This window comes from Micromonospora sp. CNZ280 (assembly GCF_011759515.1).
On the sequence record NZ_JAAOYP010000001.1, the window covers coordinates 2,147,078 to 2,168,931 of the forward strand.

Consider the following 21,854-nt stretch of genomic DNA (forward strand, 5'->3'; position numbering starts at 1 on the left):
TACAACATAGCAGAGCGGAACGATCCGTTCCACTGCTAATCTCGATCCATGCCGAACCCGACCGGAAACGCCGTCACCCCGCCGCTGGCCGGCCGCCGCGCGCAGGCCGCTCGCAACGACGCGGTGATCCTGGAAGCGGCGAGGGCCGTCTTCCTCGACGACCCGAAGGCCCCGATCGCCGCCGTCGCCGAACGCGCCGGCGTCGGCATCAGCGCCCTCTATCGGCGGTACGCGGGCAAGGAGGACCTGCTCCGCCGGCTCTGCCACGACGGGCTGCGCCGGTACGTCGCCGAGGCCGAGGCGGCGCTCGCCGAGCCGGACGGCTGGCAGGGCTTCGCCGGCTTCCTGGAGCGCGTGGTCGACGCCGACGTGCACTCGCTCACCGTCCACCTGGCCGGCACCTTCACCCCGACCGAGGAGATGGGCCAGGACGCGCGGCGCGCCAACGACCTGACCGTGAGGCTGGTCGAACGGGCCCACGTCAGCGGCCGGCTGCGGCCTGACGTGGTGACCCAGGACGTCGGGCTGTTGCTGGAGGGGTGCGCCGCGCTGCGCGTACCCGATCAGGAGCGGACCCGGCAGTTGCGCCGCCGCCACCTGGCGGTGCTGCTGGCCGGCCTGGCCGTGACCGACCCCCCGCTGCCCGGCCCGCCACCGGCGGTCGGCGAGTTCGCCTGGCGTTGGCGACGCGGCGAGTGACTCAGCTCACACCGCCAGGGTTGAGCGGAATAGGCTCAACTCTGGTTGTGTCCTTTCCAGTGGACACGCCGATCCGGGGGAGCCCATGAACACGGAACGCCTCACCACCAAGAGCCGCGAGACCATCACCGGTGCCGTCGCGCTGGCGAACCAGCGCGGCCACGCCACCGTGGAACCCTGGCACCTGCTGCTGTCACTGCTGGACACCGAGGGGTCGACCGCCGCCGGCCTGCTGCGCGCCGTCGGGGCCGACCCGGCCGAGCTGCGCCGGGCCGCCCAGCGCGCGGTCGACGCGCTGCCCGCCGCGCGCGGCTCCAGCATCGCCGAGCCGACCCTGGCCCGCGAGTTCGTCAACGCCATCGGGGCCGCCGAGCAGATCGCCCGCCCGCTGGGCGACGAGTACACCTCGACCGAGCACCTGCTCGCCGGCCTGGCCCGGGTGGGTGGCGCGGTGTCCGGCGCGCTCAAGTCCGCCGGCGCCACCGAGGAGAACCTGGTCGCCGCCTTCCCGACCGTGCGCGGCGGGGACCGGCGGGTGACCACCGCCGACCCGGAGCAGACCTACCAGGCGCTGGCCAAGTACGGCGTCGACCTGACCGCCAGCGCCCGGGACGGCAAGATCGACCCGGTGATCGGCCGGGACTCGGAGATCCGCCGGGTGATCCAGGTGCTGTCTCGGCGTACCAAGAACAACCCGGTGCTGATCGGCGAGCCCGGCGTCGGCAAGACCGCCATCGTCGAGGGGCTGGCCCAGCGGATCGTGGCCGGCGACGTGCCGGAGTCGCTGCGGGACAAGAAGCTCGTCTCGCTCGACCTGGGCGCGATGGTCGCCGGCGCGCAGTACCGCGGCCAGTTCGAGGAGCGGCTGAAGTCCGTGCTGGAGGAGATCAAGAACTCCGACGGGCAGGTCATCACGTTCCTCGACGAGCTGCACACCGTGGTCGGCGCCGGCAAGGGCGAGGGCTCGATGGACGCCGGCAACATGCTCAAGCCGATGCTGGCCCGTGGCGAGTTGCGGATGGTCGGCGCGACCACGCTGGACGAGTACCGCGAGCACATCGAGAAGGACCCGGCGCTGGAGCGCCGCTTCCAGCCGGTGCTGGTCGGCGAGCCGACCATCGAGGACACCATCGGCATCCTGCGCGGCCTCAAGGAGCGCTACGAGGTGCACCACGGCGTACGGATCACCGACGCCGCGCTGGTCGCCGCCGCGTCCCTCTCCGACCGCTACATCACCGACCGGTTCCTGCCCGACAAGGCGATCGACCTGGTCGACGAGTCCGCGTCCCGGCTCCGGATGGAGATCGACTCCCGGCCGGTCGAGGTGGACGAGATCGAGCGTGCGGTGCGCCGGCTGGAGATCGAGGAGATGGCGCTGGCCAAGGAGCCGGACGCCGCCTCCGCCGAGCGGCTGGAACGGCTGCGCAAGGAGCTGGCCGACAAGCGTGAGCAGCTCACCGCGCTGTCGGAGCGCTGGCAGCTGGAGAAGAGCCACATCACCAAGCTCTCCACCGCCAAGGAGGAGCTGGAGCGGCTCGGCGGTGAGGCCGAGCGCGCCGAGCGCGACGGCGAGCTGGAGCGCGCCGCCGAGCTGCGCTACGGCCGGATCCCCGCGCTCAAGGCCGACCTGGCGAAGGCCGAGGAGGAGCTGGCCCGCCTGCAGGCCGGCGGCGCGATGCTCAAGGAGGAGGTCGGCGCGGACGACATCGCCGCCGTGGTCGCCTCCTGGACCGGCATCCCCGCCGGCCGGCTGCTGGAGGGCGAGACGGCCAAGCTGCTGCGGATGGAGGAGTCGCTGCGCGCCCGGGTGGTCGGCCAGGCCGAGGCGGTGGGCGCGGTCTCCGACGCGGTCCGCCGGGCCCGCGCCGGCGTCGCCGACCCGGACCGGCCGACCGGCAGCTTCCTCTTCCTCGGCCCGACCGGCGTCGGCAAGACCGAGCTGGCCAAGGCGCTCGCCGAGTTCCTCTTCGACGACGAGCGGGCGATGGTCCGCATCGACATGAGCGAGTACGGCGAGAAGCACTCCGTCGCCCGCCTGGTCGGCGCCCCGCCCGGCTACGTCGGCTACGAGGAGGGCGGCCAGCTCACCGAGGCGGTGCGCCGCCGGCCGTACTCGGTGATCCTGCTGGACGAGGTGGAAAAGGCCCACCCGGACGTCTTCGACATCCTGCTCCAGGTGCTCGACGACGGTCGGCTCACCGACGGGCAGGGCCGGACGGTGGACTTCCGCAACGCGATCCTGATCCTCACCTCCAACCTCGGGTCGTCGGTGATCAGCGACCTGACGCTGGCCGAGGAGCAGCGCCGGGAGGGCGTCCTCGCGGTGGTCCGGTCGCACTTCAAGCCGGAGTTCCTCAACCGGCTGGACGACATCGTGGTGTTCGCCGCCCTCCAGGGCGCCGACCTGCGGGCCATCGTGGACATCCAGCTCGACCGGATGCGGAAGCGGCTCGCCGACCGCCGGCTGGGTCTGGAGATCACCGACGCCGCCCGCGACTGGCTGGCCGAGCACGGGTACGACCCGATCTACGGCGCCCGTCCGCTGCGCCGCCTGGTCCAGTCGGCCATCGGCGACCAGCTCGCCAAGGCCCTCCTGGCCGGCCACATCCGCGACGGCGACACGGTGAAGGTCGACCTGGCCGACACCAAGGACGCCCTAACGGTAACCCCAGCCTGACCCCACCCCCGGGCCCGTCCTCCTCGGCCGGCACGCGGACCGTGATCAAGGGGTTTGCGTCGCGGAAGTCGACTTCCGCTGACGCAAACCCCTTGATCATCCGGGTGAGGCCGGGCCGGACGGGGAGAGGATGGGGGCATGTTCGGGCGTACGCGGCGACACTGCTGGCGCGCCTCGACCCGGCGGCCGGCCGGGCGGGCTGGTTGGCGCTGGCCGAGGACCCGGGCGAGTTCACCACGTTCAGCGGCTGCGTGATGGGCCGCGCCACGCTGCGCGAGTACGCCACGGAGCGGCTCGCCGAATGATGATCCATTCGCCGGCCCGAGGCTGCCCGATCGGGCCTGCCGGGACCGGCCCCGCATCCGTACGGTGCCGGCCATGAGCCCGCCCGCCGGCGCCCCGGCACGTCAGACCCGCCGACCCGCCGAGCGGGCCGGCGACCGCCGATCCGGGAGGCTGCGGGTAGTCGCGCGGGCACCGGTGCGACACCTGATCTGGCCAGGTGCGCGGGGTTGTTACCGTCTCCGCCGACGTACCTGGGGAGGTGCTCGGTGAACGGGTCGGTGGCGTACCTGGCGACGGCGGTGGGGTGCCTGGTCGGGGTGGCCGGAATCGTGGTCGCGGTGGTGGCGCTGCGCCGTGCCCGGTCCCGGCCGCGGGGCCGGCCGGCCCCGGGCGACCCGTTGCGCGACCGGGACGCCGACGCGCTGCGCGGCGACCCGCGCCGCCTGCAACCCGGCGACCTGGTGGAGATCCGGCAGGTGACCTACGCGGTGCGCGGCTCGATCCGGCTGGTCGAGGGCGGCTGGAGCTGGACCGAGCACCTGCTCGACGACGCCGCCGGCGTGCGCCGCTGGCTCTCCGTGGAGGAGGACCCGGAGCTGGAACTGGTGCTCTGGACCGCCGAGCCGGCCGCGACCATCACCCCGGGCGCCCCGACCATCGACTTCGCCGGCCGCCGCTACAGCTGGGACGAGTCCGGGCAGGCCCGCTACACCGCCACCGGCACCACCGGCCTCGACCCGAACGGCACCATGCGCTACCACGACTACCAGGCCCCCGGCGGCGCCCGGCTCTCCTTCGAGGCGTACGGCGAGGCGGGCTGGGAGGTGGCCCGGGGCGAGGTGCTCTACCGGGCCGAGGTGATGATCTACCCGCAGGGCGGGACCGACCGGTGATCGTCACCCTGCACGCCCCGTACGTCGACACCAGCGCCGCCGACCTCAGCCTCGCCCTCGACGACGTCGAGCGACCCGCGCTGCACGTGCTCGACCTCGACCTGCCCGGCGACGTCCGGCTGCGGCTGCGCCTGCTCGGCGCCTCGCACCAGGTGGTGCTGCGGGCGCCCGGCGCGGCGCTGACCGAGACCGTGGCCTGCCTGCCCGGCCGGCCCCCCGAACTGCCCGGCACGCTGCACGACGAGCGGGCCGGCTACCGGTTCACCGCCACCGTGCTGCGGCCCCCGGGCAGTGGCCTGCGGGACCGGGTGGCCGCCCTCCGGACCGACCTGGCCGACGACCCGTACGCGCTGGTCGGGGTGTTTCCCGGTGACGTCGACGCGGTCACCGCGCTGTCGGTGCGGCCCGACCCGCCGGACGGCACCCTCGGCTGGCGCACCTGGCACGCGTACCCCCAGACCAACGAGCTGGTCCTGACCGAAACGGTGGTGGCACTGCGATGACGTACCGACGCTGGTTCGTGGTGGGGGTGGTGTTCGCCGTCATCGGCGCGCTGGTCGCCGCGTTCGCCATCTTCTACGGCAACTTCTCGCCGCGCGGCTACGTGGAGGACCGGTACACGCGGGCGTCCAGCCGGGACATCGGTGCCGACGCGGTCGCGTACACGTCGCCCCGGTCGCCGAGCCAGGTCGCCAAGGAGGTCACCGACGCCTGGCAGCCGGCCGACCAGTACGTCGACGGCAGCGGCGTCTACCTGCGCTACGACGACGACTCGGTGGTCATCCTGCCGATCGCCACCGGCTCGGTGATCCTGCTCGAACGGCTGCGCACCGCCTACCCGCGCTACCACTCCACGGTCGGCAACCACTGGGGTTGGGGGCGTGGCAACACGGTCCGCGGCGGCGGCCCGGGCAGCGGCAAGTAACCCCGGCTTCTGCGTACCTGGCACGTCGATCCCCCTCACCCTGGAGAACCCTGTGCAGACCCTCGTCACCGATCTGCTGGTCACCCTCGCCTACGGGGTGGTCGGCGTCCTGCTGATGGGCATCGGCTACGTCCTGGTGGACGTCGCCACCCCCGGCAGGCTCAACGAGCTGATCTGGAACGAGCGCAACCGCAACGCCGCGCTGCTGCTCGCCTCGAACCTGGCCGGGGTGGGCATCATCGTGGTCGCCGCGATCGCCGCCAGCGAGGACGACTTCGCGCTCGGCCTGGTCGGCGCGGCCGCGTACGGCGTCCTCGGCCTGGTCATCATGGCGGCGGCGTTCCTGCTGCTCGACGCGGCCACCCCGGGCCGGCTGGGCGAGCTGCTGGTCGACCCGGAGCCGCACCCGGCGGTCTGGGTCTCGGCCGTGGTCCACCTCGCCACCGGCGCGATCATCGCCGCCGCCATCAGCTGATGGCCACCGCCAAGCCCGCCCCGGCCACGGGCCGGAAGACCTCCAAGGCGGCCGTCTGGGTCACCTGGCTGAGCGTGGCCGTGGTGATCGGCGGCTGCGTCGTCGCCGGGGTGCTCAACAACGACGGGGACACCGGCGTGCCGGCGCCGGTGGCGCAGGAGCGCGACGACACCGTCGCGGTCCTGGCACGCTCCTCGGCCAGCCAGGGCGTCTGCTACGGCTGGGAGTTGACGGACTACTTCGGCTACGGCGACCCGGTCAGCGTCGGCTCCAACCTCGGCGCCGGGGTGGCGGTCGAGGACAACCCGTCCTGCCCCCGCTGGCTGCAGGTGGGCGTCCGGGTCTACTACCCGTCGGAGAGCAGCGAGAGCGAGGACAACGCCTACGTCGACGTCACCGGCTCCGACGACTTCTCCGCGTCGCAACTGCTGCGCATCGAGAACGGGCTGGAGCGGCTCGGGATCACCAGGGAGGTCTTCGTCGACGACCCGGGCTGGGCCGTCACCCGGGCCGCCGTGATGTTGCCGCTGCTCGCCGTCGAGGCGGGGGTGGCCCAGCCGGCCGCCACCCCGACCCAGGGCGCGACGGCGCCGTCGCCGCTGCCCGACCCCGGCAGCGACCTGTGGCGGGACCGCTGGGGTTACCTGCTCGCCGCCGCCGGCCTGCTGCTGGTCACCGCGCTGCTGGTCACCGTCGGAGTCGTGCAGCGCCGCCGGCAGCGGGCGAAGCAGGCCACCGTGCCGGCGCAGCGCGCCGGGCGCAAGCCGGCCGCGTCGCGTACCTCGGAGAAGGCGTGACCGTCGACGCGCCGGCACGGCCGCGCTGGCGACTGGCCCGGGCGGCGGTGCTGCTCGCGGTCTTCGTCTGCGCGGCCTGCGGCCTGGTCTACGAGCTGGCCCTGGTCGCGCTCGGCAGCTACCTGATCGGCGACACGGTCGGCCAGGCGTCGATCGTGCTCGGCGTGATGGTCTTCGCGATGGGCGTCGGCGCGCTCGCCGCGAAGCCGTTGCAGTCCCGCGCGGCCGCCGCGTTCGCCGCCGTCGAGCTGGCCCTGGCGCTGCTCGGCGGCCTGTCGGTGCTCGGCCTCTACGCCGCCTTCGCCTGGCTCGACCTCTACGGGCCGGCGCTGGTCGGCACCGCCTTCGTGCTCGGGTTGCTGATCGGCGCGGAGATCCCGCTGCTGATGGTGTTGCTGCAACGGATCCGGGAGCAGGCGGCCGGCAGTGCGGTCGCCGACCTGTTCGCCGCCGACTACGTCGGCGCGCTGCTCGGCGGGCTGGCCTTCCCGTTCCTGCTCCTGCCGGCCTTCGGCCAGCTCAAGGGGGCGCTGGTGGTGGGCGCGGTGAACGCCGCCGCCGGGCTCGCGCTGGTCTGCACCGTCTTCCGCCGCGAGCTGAGCCGCCGGGCCCGGGTCGCGCTCGGCGCCGGCACCGTCGTGGTCGCCCTCTGCCTCGGGTACGCGTGGGTGACCGCGCACGACTTCGAGCTGACCGCCCGCCAGCAGCTCTACCGGGACCCGGTGGTGCACGCCGAGCGCAGCCGGTACCAGGAGATCGTGCTGACCCGCTCGGTCAGCGAACCCGGCCGCACCGGCACCGACCTGCGGCTCTACCTCAACGGCGACCTCCAGTTCAGCTCGGCCGACGAGTACCGCTACCACGAGGCGCTGGTGCACCCGGTGCTGAACGGGCCGCGCGGCGAGGTGCTGGTGCTCGGGGCCGGCGACGGGCTCGCGGTCCGTGAGCTGCTGCGCTACCCGGACGTCCGGCGGATCACCGTGGTCGACCTGGACCCGGCGGTGGTGGCGCTGGCCCGCCGCGAGCCGCAGCTGCGCCGGCTCAACGGCGGGGCGCTGGACGACCCCCGGGTGCGGGTGCTGCACGCCGACGCGTTCACCTGGCTGCGGACCGCCACGGACCGGTTCGACGCGGTGGTGGCGGACCTGCCCGACCCGGACGAGACGGCCACCGCCAAGCTCTACACGGTCGAGTTCTACGCGCTGGTCCGCGCGGTGCTCGCCGACGGCGGCCGGCTGGTGGTGCAGTCCGGGTCGCCGTACTTCGCGCCCCGGTCGTACTGGTCGATCGAGGCGTCGTTGCGTGCGGCGGGCTTCGCCACCACGCCGTACCACGTGGACGTGCCCTCCTTCGGTGACTGGGGTTTCCTGCTCGCCGCGCCCGGCGCCACCCCGCCCGCGTTGGCGCTGCCGGCCGACGCGCCGGCGCTGCGCTTCCTCGACGCGGCGACCCTGGCCGCGGCCGGGGCCTTCCCGGCCGACCGGCGCCGGCTGGACGTGCCGGCCTCCACCCTGCTGCACCCCAAGGTGCTGGAGTACGCCCGCACGGAGTGGCGCGGCTACTGACCGTCCCGGCGGGTCCGGCCGCCGTGGCATGCCTCGCTGGCCGGTTGTCGATACGGTGTGGGCGCGATCTAGGGAAGGAGAATCGTGGTCGACACCCAGAACCAGCCGGCCCGGTCACGGCCGGGCGTGGTGACGATATCCAGCTACCTGCTGATCCTGTTCGCTGTTCTCCAGGTGATCAGCCTCGTCATCACGCTCGCCACGATCGGCACCGTGCGCGACGTGTTGGACGAGGCGTACAGCGGCACCTCGGCCAACGGCATGCAGAACGTCGCGGACTTCGCGTTCGCGGCGGGCATCGCCTCCAGCATCCTGTTCCTGCTGCTGTCGATCGGCCTCGCGGTCCTGGCCCTGTTCAACAACCGGGGCAGCAACGGCTCGCGGATCGCCACCTGGATCCTCGGCGGCCTGATGGTCTGCTGCACCGGCGGCAACCTGATCGGCGGCGTGACCGGCAGCTTCGGCGGGACCACCGGCGGCACCGACGGGGACGTGCCCAGCGGCGAGGAGATCCAGCGGATGCTGGACGACCGGCTGCCCGCGTGGGTCACCCCGGTCACCGTGCTGCTCGGGGTGATCTCGCTGCTCGCGCTGCTCGCCGCGCTGATCCTGCTGGCGCTGCCGAAGGCCAACGAGTTCTTCCGCAAGCCGAAGCAGGTGTGGGAGCCGCCGGTGCCCGGCGCGTCCTACCCCGGCTACCCGCCGGCGCCCGGCCAGCCTGGCTACCCGCCGGCGCCCGGCCAGCCTGGCTACCCGCCGGCGCCCGGCCAGCCTGGCTACCCGCCGGCGCCCGGCCAGCCTGGCTACCCGCCGGCGCCGGGTCAGCCGGGCGGCGCGGCCGAGCCGCCGTACCCGAGCGGCCCGCAGCAGCCGGGTGGGCAGCCCGGCGGCCCGGAACAGCCGGGTGGGCAGCCCGGGTCGGACCGCCCCGGCCCGACCCCGCCACCGGTCAGCTGAGCCCCGGATAACGACGACGCCGACGGTCCCTCCGAGTAGGTTGCATCCGACGCCTACCGGAGGGACTCGTCGTGTCGTACCCCGATCAGGCCCCGGCCCGTCGCCCGGCAGTGGTCGTGCTGGCCGCCGCGGTGCTGGCCGTGATGGCGGTGGCCGCGGTCGGGTACGCCGTGGCCGGCCTGCTCGCCCTCGGCGGGGCCGTCGCGGAGTTCCGGGCGGCCGCCGCCGGCACCTCGGCCCGACCCGACGAGATCGACGGCATGGTCACCCTGCTCCGGGTGTCCACCGTGCTCACCGCGGTGGTGAGCCTGCTGGTCGGCCTGCTCCTCGCCGGCCTCGCCGTCGGCCTGCTCGCCGGCCGCTCCGGCGCGCGGACGGGCACCTGGGTGGTCAGCGGGCTGGGTCTGATCCTCGGCTGCTGCGGGCTGGCGGTGCTGGTCGGGCAGCGGGCCGCCCCGCTGCGGCTGGGCGCCGACGAGCGGGCCACCGCCGAGCTGCTGACCCTGCTCGGCGACGCCCAGCCGGGCTGGTGGCTGCCGGTCAACGCGGGGCTTTCCGTCGGCCAGGTGCTCGGCTACCTTGTGGTGGCCGCGCTGCTGGCCCTGCCGGCGGCGAACGCGTGGTTCCGCCGGCGCCCGCCGGTCGGGCCGACCGCTCGGCAGCAGCCGCCCGCGGCGCCCCTCGCGCCCCCGTATCCGCCCAGGTGAGGCCCGTGACCGTCGACCAGCCCGACACCGAGCGACGGGCACTGATCACCGGAGGCACGGCCGGCATCGGCGCGGCCTTCGCCCGCCGCCTCGCCGCCGACGGCTGGCACCTGGTGCTGGTGGCCCGGGACGCCGACCGCCTGGCCGAGATGACCGCGGAGCTGACCGGCCGGTACGGCCGGACGGTGGAGACCATCCCCGCCGACCTGTCCACCGACGACGGATGCGCCGCGGTGGAACGCCGGCTCGCCGCCGAGCCCCCGGTCGAGCTGTTGGTGAACAACGCCGGGATCAGCCTGAACACGCCGTTCCTGCGGTCGTCCGTCGAGGACGAGTCCCGGTTGCTCCGGCTCAACGTGCACGCGGTGATGCGACTGACCCTGGCCGCCCTTCGGCCGATGGCCGAACGCCGGCACGGGGCAGTGATAAATGTCTCTTCCGTCGCTGGGTTCGGGGCCGTGATGCCGGGGTCGACGTACTCGGCCAGCAAGGCGTGGGTGACCAATTTCAGCGAGTCGGTGGGCCAGTCCGCCCGGCCGTTCGGGGTGCGGGTGATGGCGCTCTGCCCCGGCTACACCCGCACCGAGTTCCACGACCGGGCCGGCATCAACATGTCGAAGACGCCGGAGTGGATGTGGCTGCGGGCCGACGACGTTGTCGACGAAGCCCTGCGTGACCTGCGGAAAGGCAAGCTGGTCAGCGTTCCGGCGTGGAAGTACAAGCTGGCCGTGGCCGGCCTGCGACACGCGCCGCGGCGGCTGCTCGAGGTGGTCTCCCGGGACACCCGGGGCCGGATCGGCCGCGAGAACGGCTGACCCGGCACGCCCCGGCCGGCCGAGCCGGCCGCTCGTCAGACGTCCGGCCGCGTAACGCCCGTGGTTGCTCAGCGTAGCCGGACATCGCCACCCATCTTTCGCCCGCAGGGTGGATCCAGGTGGACCCCGCACGCGGCCCACAGACTTCCGCAGTACCCTCTATCGCCATGGGGGCCCACGACGACCTGCGTAAATTCATTACCGACCTGGCTGTGGTCCACGGACGGGTGGTGCTCTCCTCCGGGCGTGAGGCCGACTGGTACGTCGATCTGCGGCGCGTCACGCTCCATCACCAGGCTGCGCCGTTGGTCGGCCGGGTGATGCGTGACCTCACCGCCGACTGGGCGTACGACGCGGTGGGTGGGCTGACCCTCGGCGCGGATCCGATCGCGCTGTCGATGCTGCACGCCGCGTCCGAAACTGATCGCCCGCTGGACGCCTTCGTGGTCCGCAAGGCGGGCAAGGCGCACGGGTTGCAGCGCCGGATCGAAGGTCCGGACGTGGCCGGGCGCCGGGTGTTGGCGGTGGAGGACACCTCCACCACCGGGGGGAGTGTGTTGACCGCCGTCGAGGCCCTTCGTGAGGTCGGGGCCGAGGTGGTGGGTGTGGCGGTTATTGTTGATCGAGGCGCCGGCGACGCGGTGCGAGCCGCCGGATTGCCGTATCGGGCGGCCTATACGTTGGCTGACCTCGGCCTTGTGGCGTAAAAGTCTGCCGATTCGGATCTGCTGATATGCAGGCGGATCGATGCTGCTGGTGGAAGGATGGAATACGTGGGAACTGCGTTGGCTGAAATGACTATGCCTCAGATCTCGCCGCTTGCCGGCGAGCCGATCGAACGTGCCGATGCCGAGCGTCTCGCCGGGGTCCTCAAGGCCCTCGCCGACCCCGCCCGGCTGCGGCTGCTCAGCCTGATCCAGTCGGCGCCCGAGGGCGAGGCGTGCGTGTGTGACCTGACCGCGCCGCTCGGCCTCTCGCAGCCGACGGTCAGCCACCACCTGCGGATCCTCACCGAGGCCGGCCTGCTGGAGCGGGAGAAGCGTGGTGTGTGGGCGTACTACCGGCTGGTCCCGACCGCGATCGCCACGATCGCCGATCTGCTGACCCCGCCGCGCAAGCGGGCCACCAAGAAGGCTCGCTGACCCGTACCGATCGTCCGGTGCCATCCCAGTCCGGGACGGCGCCGGACGGCCGGGCCGGTCAGTGCTTGCCGTAGTGCTCGCGGGTCTCCCGGATCGCCTCCTCGGCCGCCGCCCGCTCCTGCGGGGTGGTGCCGCGCTTGGCCGCCATGCGGGCCCGGAGCAGCTCGACCACGATCGGGACCACCGAGATGCCGACGATGGCGATCAGGATCAGCTCGATGTTCGCCTTGACGAACGGGATCTGGCCGAGGAAGTAGCCGAGCACCGTCACGCCGGTGCCCCACAGGATCCCGCCGATCACGTTGTAGGTCACGAAGGTGCGGTAGTTCATCCGGCTCACCCCGGCCACGATCGGGGTGAAGGTCCGCACGATCGGCACGAACCGGGCCAGCACGATCGAGCGGGCGCCGTACTTCTCGAAGAAGTCGTGTGCCTTGAGGACGTTCTCCTGCTTGAACAGCCGCGAGTTGGGCCGGCGGAACAGCGCCGGGCCGACCTTGCGGCCGAACGCGTAGCCGACCTGGTCGCCGGCGATCGCCGCGATGGTGATCAGCAGGCAGACCAGCCAGAGCGGCCAGGTGATGTACTTCCCGTCGGCGGTGAGCAGACCCGCGGTGAACAGCAGCGAGTCGCCCGGCAGGAAGAAGCCGATCAGCAGGCCCGACTCGGCGAAGACGATGACCAGGATGCCGAGCAGCCCGAACGTCGAGATCAACACCTCTGGATCGAGCCAGCTCGGCCCCAGGGCCAGGGTGGTGGTGGGCGTCGGCACGAGCTGACCTCCGAATGAATGCCGGGTCGGTGACGGAACGTCCGTAGTCTAGGTGGCCGTCCCACGCGGCGGTGCTCGACGTCACACCCGTGCCCCGGCCGCCCCCGCTGGTCGGCGACCATACCCGCCGGTACGCCCCGCCGGCCGGCCTACAGCCGCGGGTCGACCGGCTCCGACTCGCAGGCCAGGATCGCGAAGACCAGCTCGTGCCGGCGCCACAGCGGCGCACCGGCCACCAGGGCGTCCAGCGCCGCCAGCCCCAGCCCGTGCTCGCGCAGCGCCAGCCCGCGCTTGCGCCCCAGCGACCGGCCGCGCAGCGCGGCCAACTGCTCCGGCTCGGTGTAGCCGGGACCGTAGATGATCCGCAGGTACTCCCGGCCCCGGCACTTGATGCCCGGCTGGAGCAGCGAGCCCCGTTCGCCGCGCGCGGCGAGCCCGGCGTACGGCTTGACCACCATGCCCTCGCCGCCGGCCGCGGTGAGCGCCAGCCACCAGTCGGTGGCGGCGGCCACCGCGTCGGCGTCGGCGAGGTCCACCACCTGCCGCCGGGTCGGGGTGAAGAACTCCGGGTCGGCGGCGCAGAGTTGGTCGGCCAGCGCCAGGTGCCAGCCGTGGTCCCGGTCGGCGTGGCTGGTCTTCGCTCCGGCGAGCACCGCGAACGGGGCGAGGGTCACCCCGCGCAACCCGTCGGTCGGGCCCACGTACGCCCGGTAGGCGGCCGAGTAGGCCAGCACCTCGTCCTGGCGGCGGGCCACCCGGTCGCGCAGCTCACCGAGCGGCAGGCCCCGACCGGCGGCGGCGTCCAGGGCCGTCAGCGCCGCCGGCAGCGCGGCCCGGCCGGCGGCGCCGACCCCGGCGTACTGGTCGCGGATCAGCCCGCCCGCCTTGGCCGACCAGGGCAGCAGCTCGCAGTCGAGCAGCAGCCAGTCGGTGTCCAGCTCGGCCCAGAGGCCCGCCGCGGTCACCGCCGCGCGGACCCGGCTGAGCAGCTCGTCGTCCAGCGGCGCGCCGAAGAACGGCCGCCCGGTGCGGGTGTGCACCACCCCGCCGCCCGGTCCGAACGGGCCGACGTCCGGCTCCCGGCAGACCAGCACCACCGCCCGCGAGCCCATGTGCTTCTCCTCGCAGACCACCCGGTCCACGCCGGCCGCCCGGTAGTCGGCGAACGCCTCCGCCGGGTGCTCCAGGAAGCCGTCGCGCTGCGACGTCGAGCAGGGCGCCATCGTCGGCGGCAGCCAGGCCAGCCAGCGCGGGTCCACCGCGAACCGGCTCATCACCTCCAGCGCGGCGGCGGCGTTCTCCGCCGGCACGGTGAGCGACCCGTACGGGTGCTCGACGTGCCGCCGGCCGGTCACGTCGGTCAGCTCCAGCACCAGGTCGGGTCGGGCCGGGGCGGCGGTCAGCGGGCGGACCGGGGCGTACCACTCCCGCTCCGCCGGCACCGAGACCAGGTCCTTCTCCGGGTAGCGCAGCGCGGTGAGCCGGCCGCCGAAGACACAGCCGGTGTCGACGCAGATGGTGTTGTTCACCCACTCCGGCTCCGGGGTGGGCGTGTGCCCGTAGACCACCATGGCCGAGCCCCGGTAGTCGCGCGCCCACGGGTAGCGCACCGGCAGGCCGTACTCGTCGGTCTCGCCGGTGGTCTCGCCGAACAGCGCGAACGCCCGCACCCGCCCCGAGGCGCGGCCCTGGTACTCCTCCTTCAGCCCGGCGTGCGCCACCACCAGCCGACCGCCGTCGAGCACGAAGTGGCTGACCAGGCCGTCGACGAAGGCCGCCACGTCGGCCACGAACCCCGCGGGCTCCGTCGACAGCTGCTCCATCGTCTCGGCCAGGCCGTGGGTGAGCCGCACGTTGCGGCCGCGCAGCCGGCGCAGCAGCTTCTGCTCGTGATTGCCGGGCACGCAGATCGCGTGCCCGGCGGCGACCATGCCCATCACCAGGCGCAGCACGCCGGGCGAGTCCGGGCCGCGGTCCACCAGGTCACCGACGAAGACGGCGGTACGCCCCGACGGGTGCGTCGCGTCCACCGGCCGGCCGTGCTCGTCACGGTGCAGCTGCCAGCCCAGCCGGGTCAGCAGCGCCTCCAGCTCGGCCCGGCAACCGTGCACGTCGCCGACGATGTCGAACGGCCCGGTCAGCTCGCGCCGGTCGTTGAAGAGCTTCTCGTAGCGGATCTCGGCGGCGTCGATCTCGTCCACACCGCGCAGCACGTGCACCTTGCGGAAGCCCTCCCGGGCCAACTGCCCGTACGAGCGGCGCAGGTCGCGCTGCATCCGGGCGAGCACCTGCCGGCCGAAGGTGCGGTCGGCGCGGGCACCGGTGCGCTCCCAGGCCAGCGCCTCCGGCACGTCCAGCACGATCGCCACCGGCAGGACGTCGTGCTCGCGGGCCACCCGCACCAGGGCGGCCCGGGCGTGCGGCTGGAGGTTGGTCGCGTCCACCACGGTGAGCCGGCCGCGCCGCAGCCGGGTGGCGGCGACGTGGTGCAGAGCGTCGAACGCGTCGGCGGAGGCGGACTGGTCGTTCTCGTCGTCGGCGACCATCGCCCGGAAGGTGTCCGAGGAGAGCACCTGGCTGGGCGCGAAGTGCCGGCGGGCGAAGGTGGACTTGCCCGAACCGGAGATGCCGACCAGCGCCACCAGCGCCAGCTCGGGGATGTCGAGGGTGGTCATCGTCCCTCCTCCTTCCGGGTGAACACGGCCAGCTGGGTCGGGGCGCCGACCGCGGGGTCGTCGTCGCCGACCCCGCGGATCACGGCGGGGTACCCGTAGCTCCGCGCCACCCGGTCGACCCAGGCGGCGAACTCGGCGCGGGTCCACTCGAACCGGTGGTCCGGGTGCCGGAACCGGCCCGCCGGCAGGCCCTCGTAGCGGACGTTGTACTCGACGTTGGGCGTGGTCACCACGACCGTGCCGGGACGGGCGTGACCGAACACGGCGTCCTCCAGCGCCGGCAGCCGGGCCGGGTCGACGTGCTCGACCACCTCCATCAGCACCGCCGCGTCGTAGCCGCGCAGCCGGTCGTCCCGATAGGTCAGCGCGGACTGCCAGAGCCGGACCCGGTCGCGCTGCCGCTCGGGCAGCCGGTCGAGCCGCAGTCGCCGGGCGGCCAGGGTCAGCGCGTGGGTGGCCACGTCGGTGCCGACGACCTCGGTGAACCGGCGGTCGCCGACCAGCGCCGCGAGCAGCGCGCCACCGCCGCAGCCCAGGTCGAGCACCCGACTCGCGCCCGCCTCGGTGAGCGCGGCGAGGACCGCTTCCCGGCGGCGCGCGGCCAGCGACGGCTGGCGCACGCTGCCCTCGGCGGCGCTCTCATCCACCGCGTCCGGCTCGTCGGCGGCCGGCTCGTCGGCCAGCCGCTGCTCGGCGAGGCGGGCCAGGGCCAGCCCGGCCAGCGCCCGCCGGTGCGCCAGGTACCGGCGGGTGATCATGCCCCGTTCCGGGTGGTCGGCCAGCCAGCCGGCACCGGCCCGGAGCAGCTTGTCCACCTCGTCCGGGGCCACCCAGTAGTGCTTCGCGTCGTCCAGCACCGGCAGCAGGACGTAGAGGTGGTTGAGCGCGTCGGCGACCCGCACGGTGCCGGTCAGGGTCAGGTCGACGTACCGGCTGTCGCCCCACTCCGGGTGCTGCTCGTCGAGCGGGATGGCGGTGGCGGTGACCGCCCAGCCGAGCGGGGCGAAGAGCCGGGCCGCCACGTCGGCGCCGCCGCGGCAGCGCAGCACCGGGACGTTGACCTCCAGCGGGATCGGCGTACCGGCCAGCTCCGGCCGCTCCCGGGACTCGCCGCGCAGCGCCGAGCGGTACACCTTGGACAGCGCCGAGGAGAGCAGGCTCGACGCCGCGTACGGCCGGTCGTTGACGTACCGGCCGAGGGTGAAGCCGTCCGGGGCCGGCTGCCGGCCGCGACGGCGCCCGCCGGCCAGCCGCAGCGGGTCGACGTCCAGCAGCAGGGCGGCCGTGCAGCGCTGCTCGCCGGCCTCCGGATAGAACACGTGCGCGGTGCCCACCGGCACGTCGAAGGAGTGCGCCCGGTCGGGGTGCTTGACCAGCAGGTGACCGAGGTCGGTCGCCGGCCGGTGGGTCGTGGTCAGGGTGAGCAGCACGCGCCCAATGGTGTCAGCGCCTTCGATCTTGCGTCGTCCCGTTTTCGGGGCGTGGTCTTTGGGGCTTCGGGTGGTTGCGGTGGGGGGCTCCCCCGGAAACCCGTGGTGGTCCGGGGAAAAGGGGTGCCCCGCCGACGGGGGCGGCGGGGCACCGGTGTTGGTGGGGGTTGGATCAGGCGACGAAGCGGGTGCGGCGGCGCTTGGCCACCAGGTAGCCGCCGACGCCGGCGGCGAGCAGCAGAGCGCCGATGCCGGCGATCAGGCCGGTCGACTCACCGGTGATCGGCAGGGTGCCACCGTCACCGTCGCCGCCGCCGTTGCCACCGGTCGCGTTGACCACAATCTTGGCGGTGTCGTTTGCCGCGTTCAGGTCCTTGACCGCGGTCTCGTCCGGCCCGCCGTGGAACAGTTCGACCTGGCCGGTCAGGCTGCCGGCCTGATCGATGCGGAGAGAGAACGGGAACTCCACCTTCTTGCCGCTGCCCACCACCTCAGGCACGAAGCATGCGTAAGCCGCCGCGCCAGGCTTGCCGGAATCCGGGCCGAACTCGCCCTCAGCGTCGGCGCAGTTCCCCGGCGCCTCGACCGCCGTGGTGCCCTTGGGCAGGGTGACCAGCGCCATGGTGTAGATGCCGTGCTCGCCACCGGCGTTGACCGCCGCCGGCCCGTTGTTGGTGAAGCCGACCGTGACGGGGACGATCTCGCCGACCGCACCGTCCACGGCGGCGCCGTTGGCCGCCACATCCGCCTTCTGCTTGCCCTTGACCGCGAGCTGGATGCTGGTTTCGTTGTTGTACGGGTCCACGTCGCTCTGCGGCACCGACCGGGTCAGGGAGCGTGCGGCGACCGACGGCTCGAGCTTCAGAATGCCCTCGTCGCCCTTCACGCTCTTGCCGAAATCGGGCACCTGGGCCCGGAACGCCGCCCAGTCCGCCGGGGTGAGCCAGCTGGCGAAGCCGTAGTCGTTGTTCGGCGCCCACGAATCACTGGGGACAGCGAAGCCGAAGGAGTCGTCCAGCCGGGCACCGCCACCCGCCGCTACCGTGCCGTGGAGCGTGCACGCGTAGGACCAGGTGTCGAAGTTGTCGAAGTACTCGCAGTTCTCGTATCGCTTCGCGGGTGCGAGACCGTACGAGCCGAAGAAGAACAGCACCGCGCCGCGAGCATCCGCCGCGCCCTGGTTGCCCACTGACAGCGGGGAGTTCACCGTGCTGCCCGGGGTGCCGGTCAACTGGAGGAACGGCTCCGAGGTCAGGTCGACCCCCTCGCCGACTGTGATGGTGGAGCGGTAGCTGGCGGTACCGGCGTCCGGAGCGGTGACGGTGAACTCCAGCTCACCCTCCTGCCCGGCCTTGGCGGTGGCCCGCGGCAGGACCAGGAGGGAGAGCAGGTCGAGGTCCGGCTCAGCGTCGTTCTTGACCGTGCAGGTGATGACGGCGTCCGTTTCCGTGCAGGAGCCGGGGCCATCCGGGCGCTGCACCTCGGCGAAGCCGTCGACGGCGCTGCGGTCCACCTTCACCGTGTAGGTGGTGAACGGCTCGTCCACCAGTGAGTACAGCGAAATGCCCTTTTCCGGTCCGCCGGGAGCGACGATCACAGGGTTCGCGTACAGCGCGAAGCCCTCGGCCGCCTTCGCGTCGGTGAGCGTTGTCCCGGCGTCGCCGGTGGCGGACGCGGGGGTGGCGGAGGCGGCGACGAACGCGCCTGCGACGCCCAACCCGGCGAGCCAACGCCGGGTGGAGTTCTTGAGCATTGGGGGGTTCCTCCCGTGGGGGTGACAGGTGGAGCCCGTGGATCTTAAGGAGCCGTTAAGGCGCGCCGCTGACCGGAAGCGGCCCTACCAGCGAATATCGACCGAATGGTTGAGCAGAAGCACCGCAACGTCCGGACGGTGCCGTGGCGCGCTGTCGCCGCACCACGCTGGAACGTGACTTTCTTCGGACCAGCGAACGGCCTGGCGGGAGATCAGGCGACGAAGCGGGTGCGGCGTCGGGTCAGCAGGTAGCCGGAGCTGCCTGCGGCGAGCAGCAGGGCGCCGAGGCCGGCGATCGGGCCGGTGGAACCGCCGGTGATCGGCAGCGAACCGCCGTCCCCACCCGTGCCGCCGGCACGCGGCGTGACGGTGATGCGGGCCGTGTCGTTGGCGGCGTTCAGGTCGCCCGGCACGTCGACGGTCACCGCACGACGTCGCGGTCGCGCGCGCAGTCCCACCCGTTTTCGGTCAGCTCGAAGCCGCCCAACGCCGCCGCCTCGGACGCGTCGATCTCGATGGTCACCGGCACTTTCTCTGGTGCCGGGTAACCGTCGAACCGGACGTCGATCTGGCCGAGGGTGCTGTGCCCGGGCGCGACGAGCACGTCCCGGGACGCGATCCGCAACTGCCCGGCCGCGGCGGTCGCGGGGACGGCACCGACGGCGACGAATCCGGCCGCGATGGCGATCCCGGCGAGCCAGCGCCGGACGGAGTGCCGGAGCATGATGACGTCCTCCCGATTGACAGCGGAGCGTGGTCAGGCTCTCACGGAAATCGCTGTACCCGGGGACCGCCGTGCCCGGCCGGCGGGCCGATCGCAACCCGATCGCAACGTTCCGCCGACCCGCACCCGTCAACTGGGGCAGAGCCCGGGAGGTGCAGTGACGTACGAGGAATTCGCGGACTCGCGGCTGGCCGCGCTGCTGCGGTACGCGGTCATGCTGACTGGTGACCCGCACCAGGCACAGGACCTGGTACAGGACACGATGGTGCGGGTCCAGCTCAACTGGCGCCGGGTGGCGCGGGCGGACTCGCCCGAGCGCTACGTACGCCGGATGCTGACCAACCAGTACGTCGACTGGCGCCGCGGCTCCTGGATGCGGCGGGTGCTGCTGCGCGCGGAGCCCGACGACGCGCTGCCGGCGCCGGCCGACCACGCCCAGCACGCGGTGGACCGGGACCAGGTCTGGTCCTGGCTCGCCCGGCTGCCCCGCCGGCAACGGGCCACCCTGGTGCTCCGCTACTACGAGGACCTGCCCGACGCCGAGATCGCCGACATCCTGGGCTGCGCCGTCGGCACCGTCCGCTCGTCCATCTCCCGCGCCCTGGCCACGCTGCGCGCCGAATACGTGGAGGCCTGACCGTGATCGAAGACGACCTGCGTGCCGCCTTTGCCCGGCACGAGCCGCTGGCCCCGCCCGCCGGCCCGGTGCGGGCCACGATCGCGCGGCTCGTCGCCGTCCGGCGCCGCCGCCGACGGCGGTTGCGGGCCGGCACCGCCGCGCTCGCCCTGCTCGCGCTGCTGGGCGTCGGGATACCGCAGTTCACCCCCGACCGGGTCGCCGAGGACGCCACCCTGCTCACCGAGCCGGGCCGGCGCGCTCCCGCCGGGGCGCTGAACGTGCTGCTGCTCGGCATCGACTCGCGCGGGGGCCAGATACCCCCGCGGGCCGACTCGGTGCTGCTCGTGCACATTCCCGCCGACCGCAGCCGGCCGTACCTGGTCTCCCTTCCCCGGGACCTGGAGGTGGCCATCCCGGGCCACGGACGGGACAAGCTCAACACGGCCGCCGCGTACGGCGCACGGGTGGACGGGGGGCTCGACCTGGCGCGCGGCTACGAACTGACCCGGCGGACGGTGGCCGACCTGACCGGCGTACGCGTCGACGCCGGTGCGGTGCTCACCTTCTCGGTGCTGCGCGAGTTGACCGACCTGCTGGGCGGGGTGGAGGTCTGCCTGCCGCAGCGGGTCCGGTCGAGCCACACCGACCGGGTCTTCCCGGCCGGTTGCCAGCGCCTCGACGGCCGGGCCTCCCTCGACCTGCTCCGGCAGCGCCGGGACCTGCCCGACGGCGGGCTCGACCGGGACCGCAACGCCCAGCGCTTCGCGGCCGGCCTGATCCGGCGAACCGGTGAGCAGGGCGTGCTGCACGATCCGGTGCGGCTCTCCCGGCTCGTCGCCGAGATCGGACCGGAGCTGACCGTGGCCACCACCGGCGGATCGCCGCTGGACCTGCTGCAGGTGGTCCCCGAGCTGGCGTCGGTCGAACCGGTCGGCCTCAACCTCCCGGCCGTCGAATCGACGAAGGGCGACCGCTGGGCCCTGCGCCCGGACCCGAAGGCCGCCCCGGCCTTCCTCGCCGCGCTACGCGAGGACCGGCTGGCGCAGTGGGCCGCGCAGCAGCCGGAGCGGGTCACCAGGCTCCGCTGACCCGGTCAGCGGTAGTCGTCCTCGTCACCGGCGACCACCCGGGCCTGCTCCATCGCGTCCCAGTCGTCGACCTCCAGGCCCCGGTGCGGCTCGGTGTCGCCGTCGGCGGGGTCGATCGACGCGGCCTGCTCGACCGCGTCGGCCGGCTCCGCCTCCGGGTCGCGTTCCTCCGGGGTGAGGTGGTCGCTGGGGGCGAAGTCCTCGTCGGGCTGACCCATCAGTCCCTCCCTGGATCTCGGCGGACGGTCACCACACACCGTACGGGCTGCGCCGGTCGTCCGCTCGCAACGCGGGTGGAAGGCCGGCCCGCGGGGACACGCCCAGTCGGCGGAATCGCCCCACCGGCCGGTGGGCCCGGTGCCAGGATGGAACGGTGGGCTTCCTGATCCGGCTGGCGATCACCGCCGTCGCGCTGTGGATCACCACGCTGATCGTGCCCGGGGTGGAGGTGAGCGGCCGGTCCGGCGGCGACGACGCGCTCACGCTGGTGGTCGTGGCGCTGATCTTCGGTGTGGTCAACGCGGTGCTGAAGCCGTTGATCAAGGTGGTCGGCTGTGTCTTCTACCTGCTGACCCTCGGCCTGTTCGCACTGGTGGTGAACGCGCTGCTGTTCCTGCTCACCGACGCCATCGCCGGGGCGCTCGACCTACCGTTCCAGGTGGACGGTTTCTGGGCGGCGTTCTGGGGTGCCATCGTGATGGCCGTGGTGACCTGGCTGATCAGCGTGGTCCTGCCGGACCGGTGGGAGGCCCGGTGACGGCACCCGTCCGGCCCTGCGAATCCGCGGTGCGGGCGCGTACCGGGTCGGTTGTGCCGGCGCGGCGCTCCTACGGGATACTGCCGGCGGAGGACAGCG

The 21,854-nt window shown here is 73.4% G+C and carries 24 protein-coding genes; 17 read left to right on the forward strand and 7 right to left on the reverse strand.

Translation table 11 applies throughout. The annotated features are described in order from the left end of the window. The first annotated feature begins 48 nt into the window (after positions 1 to 48). From FHX32_RS10215 to FHX32_RS10280, 14 genes are all read left to right on the forward strand, one after another. Positions 49 to 699 carry a TetR/AcrR family transcriptional regulator gene (locus FHX32_RS10215; RefSeq protein ID WP_167180519.1) on the forward strand — a complete coding sequence of 217 codons (651 nt, stop codon included), beginning with the start codon at positions 49 to 51 and terminating at the stop codon, positions 697 to 699. Positions 700 to 784: 85 nt separating this feature from the next. Beyond that, entirely contained in the window at positions 785 to 3,376 is a 2,592-nt protein-coding gene (clpB, locus tag FHX32_RS10220; protein WP_167180520.1) for an ATP-dependent chaperone ClpB, read from the forward strand. A gap of 92 nt (positions 3,377 to 3,468) precedes the next feature. Further along, entirely contained in the window at positions 3,469 to 3,681 is a 213-nt protein-coding gene (locus FHX32_RS10225) for a hypothetical protein (RefSeq protein ID WP_208418803.1), read from the forward strand. 246 nt (positions 3,682 to 3,927) lie between these two features. After that, positions 3,928 to 4,554, forward strand: coding sequence for a DUF4178 domain-containing protein (locus tag FHX32_RS10230; RefSeq protein WP_167180521.1), 627 nt, complete (start codon positions 3,928 to 3,930; stop codon positions 4,552 to 4,554). Next, the gene (locus tag FHX32_RS10235) at positions 4,551 to 5,057 is read left to right on the forward strand and encodes a DUF2617 family protein (protein WP_167180522.1); all 507 of its coding nucleotides are present in this window, start codon (positions 4,551 to 4,553) and stop codon (positions 5,055 to 5,057) included. The genes FHX32_RS10230 and FHX32_RS10235 overlap by 4 nt, the downstream gene beginning before the upstream one ends. Beyond that, positions 5,054 to 5,479: a DUF4247 domain-containing protein gene (locus tag FHX32_RS10240; protein WP_167180523.1), complete on the forward strand. Its 426-nt coding sequence runs from the start codon at positions 5,054 to 5,056 to the stop codon at positions 5,477 to 5,479. The genes FHX32_RS10235 and FHX32_RS10240 overlap by 4 nt, the downstream gene beginning before the upstream one ends. A gap of 52 nt (positions 5,480 to 5,531) precedes the next feature. After that, positions 5,532 to 5,954, forward strand: a complete 423-nt coding sequence (locus FHX32_RS10245; protein ID WP_167180524.1) for a DUF350 domain-containing protein — start codon at positions 5,532 to 5,534, stop codon at positions 5,952 to 5,954. After that, positions 5,954 to 6,751, forward strand: coding sequence for a hypothetical protein (locus FHX32_RS34960; protein WP_167180525.1), 798 nt, complete (start codon positions 5,954 to 5,956; stop codon positions 6,749 to 6,751). Before FHX32_RS10245 ends, FHX32_RS34960 begins: the two co-directional genes overlap by 1 nt. After that, positions 6,748 to 8,316, forward strand: coding sequence for a polyamine aminopropyltransferase (locus FHX32_RS10255; protein ID WP_167180526.1), 1,569 nt, complete (start codon positions 6,748 to 6,750; stop codon positions 8,314 to 8,316). Before FHX32_RS34960 ends, FHX32_RS10255 begins: the two co-directional genes overlap by 4 nt. An 84-nt stretch (positions 8,317 to 8,400) precedes the next feature. Further along, complete coding sequence (locus FHX32_RS10260; protein ID WP_167180528.1) at positions 8,401 to 9,273, forward strand: hypothetical protein; 873 nt, start codon at positions 8,401 to 8,403, stop codon at positions 9,271 to 9,273. Positions 9,274 to 9,344: 71 nt separating this feature from the next. Then, positions 9,345 to 9,980 (forward strand): hypothetical protein, encoded by a 636-nt coding sequence (locus FHX32_RS10265; protein WP_167180530.1) that lies wholly within the window; start codon positions 9,345 to 9,347, stop codon positions 9,978 to 9,980. 5 nt (positions 9,981 to 9,985) lie between these two features. After that, the gene (locus FHX32_RS10270) at positions 9,986 to 10,795 is read left to right on the forward strand and encodes an SDR family NAD(P)-dependent oxidoreductase (RefSeq protein WP_167180532.1); all 810 of its coding nucleotides are present in this window, start codon (positions 9,986 to 9,988) and stop codon (positions 10,793 to 10,795) included. A 167-nt stretch (positions 10,796 to 10,962) separates the two neighbouring features. Next, positions 10,963 to 11,502, forward strand: a complete 540-nt coding sequence (gene pyrE / locus FHX32_RS10275; RefSeq protein WP_088996840.1) for an orotate phosphoribosyltransferase — start codon at positions 10,963 to 10,965, stop codon at positions 11,500 to 11,502. A 57-nt stretch (positions 11,503 to 11,559) separates the two neighbouring features. Further along, positions 11,560 to 11,937 carry an ArsR/SmtB family transcription factor gene (locus FHX32_RS10280; RefSeq protein ID WP_007073957.1) on the forward strand — a complete coding sequence of 126 codons (378 nt, stop codon included), beginning with the start codon at positions 11,560 to 11,562 and terminating at the stop codon, positions 11,935 to 11,937. Between the two features lie 58 nt (positions 11,938 to 11,995). Here FHX32_RS10280 and FHX32_RS10285 read toward each other — a convergent pair whose 3' ends face one another. The 6 genes from FHX32_RS10285 to FHX32_RS10310 form a co-directional block, all read right to left on the reverse strand. Further along, positions 11,996 to 12,709, reverse strand: a complete 714-nt coding sequence (locus FHX32_RS10285; protein WP_167180534.1) for a VTT domain-containing protein — start codon at positions 12,707 to 12,709, stop codon at positions 11,996 to 11,998. A 149-nt stretch (positions 12,710 to 12,858) separates the two neighbouring features. Beyond that, positions 12,859 to 15,384 (reverse strand): polynucleotide kinase-phosphatase, encoded by a 2,526-nt coding sequence (locus tag FHX32_RS10290; RefSeq protein WP_167180536.1) that lies wholly within the window; start codon positions 15,382 to 15,384, stop codon positions 12,859 to 12,861. Next, a complete protein-coding gene (locus tag FHX32_RS10295) occupies positions 15,381 to 16,814 on the reverse strand; it encodes a 3' terminal RNA ribose 2'-O-methyltransferase Hen1 (protein ID WP_167180538.1) in 1,434 nt (477 codons plus the stop codon). The genes FHX32_RS10290 and FHX32_RS10295 overlap by 4 nt, the downstream gene beginning before the upstream one ends. A 172-nt stretch (positions 16,815 to 16,986) precedes the next feature. After that, positions 16,987 to 18,567 carry an LPXTG cell wall anchor domain-containing protein gene (locus tag FHX32_RS10300; RefSeq protein ID WP_167180540.1) on the reverse strand — a complete coding sequence of 527 codons (1,581 nt, stop codon included), beginning with the start codon at positions 18,565 to 18,567 and terminating at the stop codon, positions 16,987 to 16,989. A 212-nt stretch (positions 18,568 to 18,779) separates the two neighbouring features. After that, a complete protein-coding gene (locus FHX32_RS10305; protein ID WP_208418031.1) occupies positions 18,780 to 18,992 on the reverse strand; it encodes an LPXTG cell wall anchor domain-containing protein in 213 nt (70 codons plus the stop codon). After that, a complete protein-coding gene (locus FHX32_RS10310; protein ID WP_167180542.1) occupies positions 18,989 to 19,291 on the reverse strand; it encodes a hypothetical protein in 303 nt (100 codons plus the stop codon). Before FHX32_RS10310 ends, FHX32_RS10305 begins: the two co-directional genes overlap by 4 nt. A 157-nt stretch (positions 19,292 to 19,448) precedes the next feature. Here FHX32_RS10310 and FHX32_RS10315 point away from each other — a divergent pair, with 157 nt between their 5' ends. Together FHX32_RS10315 and FHX32_RS10320 are read left to right on the forward strand one after the other, a co-directional pair. Then, on the forward strand, positions 19,449 to 19,928 hold the full coding sequence (locus FHX32_RS10315; protein ID WP_088996847.1) for a SigE family RNA polymerase sigma factor: 480 nt from the start codon (positions 19,449 to 19,451) through the stop codon (positions 19,926 to 19,928). Positions 19,929 to 19,930: 2 nt separating this feature from the next. Beyond that, positions 19,931 to 20,998: an LCP family glycopolymer transferase gene (locus FHX32_RS10320; RefSeq protein ID WP_167180544.1), complete on the forward strand. Its 1,068-nt coding sequence runs from the start codon at positions 19,931 to 19,933 to the stop codon at positions 20,996 to 20,998. 5 nt (positions 20,999 to 21,003) lie between these two features. Here the strand turns inward: FHX32_RS10320 and FHX32_RS10325 are convergent, their stop codons facing one another. Beyond that, positions 21,004 to 21,216, reverse strand: coding sequence for a hypothetical protein (locus tag FHX32_RS10325; RefSeq protein WP_167180546.1), 213 nt, complete (start codon positions 21,214 to 21,216; stop codon positions 21,004 to 21,006). A 155-nt stretch (positions 21,217 to 21,371) separates the two neighbouring features. Here FHX32_RS10325 and FHX32_RS10330 point away from each other — a divergent pair, with 155 nt between their 5' ends. Beyond that, entirely contained in the window at positions 21,372 to 21,755 is a 384-nt protein-coding gene (locus tag FHX32_RS10330) for a phage holin family protein (RefSeq protein ID WP_109900954.1), read from the forward strand. The last annotated feature ends 99 nt before the right edge of the window (positions 21,756 to 21,854 follow it).

Excerpts from the sequence above, each read along its gene's own strand:
- FHX32_RS10215 (WP_167180519.1), top strand. The coding sequence starts at position 49 with ATGCCGAACCCGACCGGAAACGCCGTCACCCCGCCGCTGGCCGGCCGC.
- clpB (WP_167180520.1), top strand. The coding sequence starts at position 785 with ATGAACACGGAACGCCTCACCACCAAGAGCCGCGAGACCATCACCGGT.
- FHX32_RS10240 (WP_167180523.1), top strand. The coding sequence starts at position 5,054 with ATGACGTACCGACGCTGGTTCGTGGTGGGGGTGGTGTTCGCCGTCATC.
- FHX32_RS34960 (WP_167180525.1), top strand. The coding sequence starts at position 5,954 with ATGGCCACCGCCAAGCCCGCCCCGGCCACGGGCCGGAAGACCTCCAAG.
- pyrE (WP_088996840.1), top strand. The coding sequence starts at position 10,963 with ATGGGGGCCCACGACGACCTGCGTAAATTCATTACCGACCTGGCTGTG.
- FHX32_RS10280 (WP_007073957.1), top strand. The coding sequence starts at position 11,560 with ATGGAATACGTGGGAACTGCGTTGGCTGAAATGACTATGCCTCAGATC.
- FHX32_RS10290 (WP_167180536.1), bottom strand. The coding sequence starts at position 15,384 with ATGACCACCCTCGACATCCCCGAGCTGGCGCTGGTGGCGCTGGTCGGC.
- FHX32_RS10300 (WP_167180540.1), bottom strand. The coding sequence starts at position 18,567 with ATGCTCAAGAACTCCACCCGGCGTTGGCTCGCCGGGTTGGGCGTCGCA.
- FHX32_RS10310 (WP_167180542.1), bottom strand. The coding sequence starts at position 19,291 with ATGCTCCGGCACTCCGTCCGGCGCTGGCTCGCCGGGATCGCCATCGCG.
- FHX32_RS10325 (WP_167180546.1), bottom strand. The coding sequence starts at position 21,216 with ATGGGTCAGCCCGACGAGGACTTCGCCCCCAGCGACCACCTCACCCCG.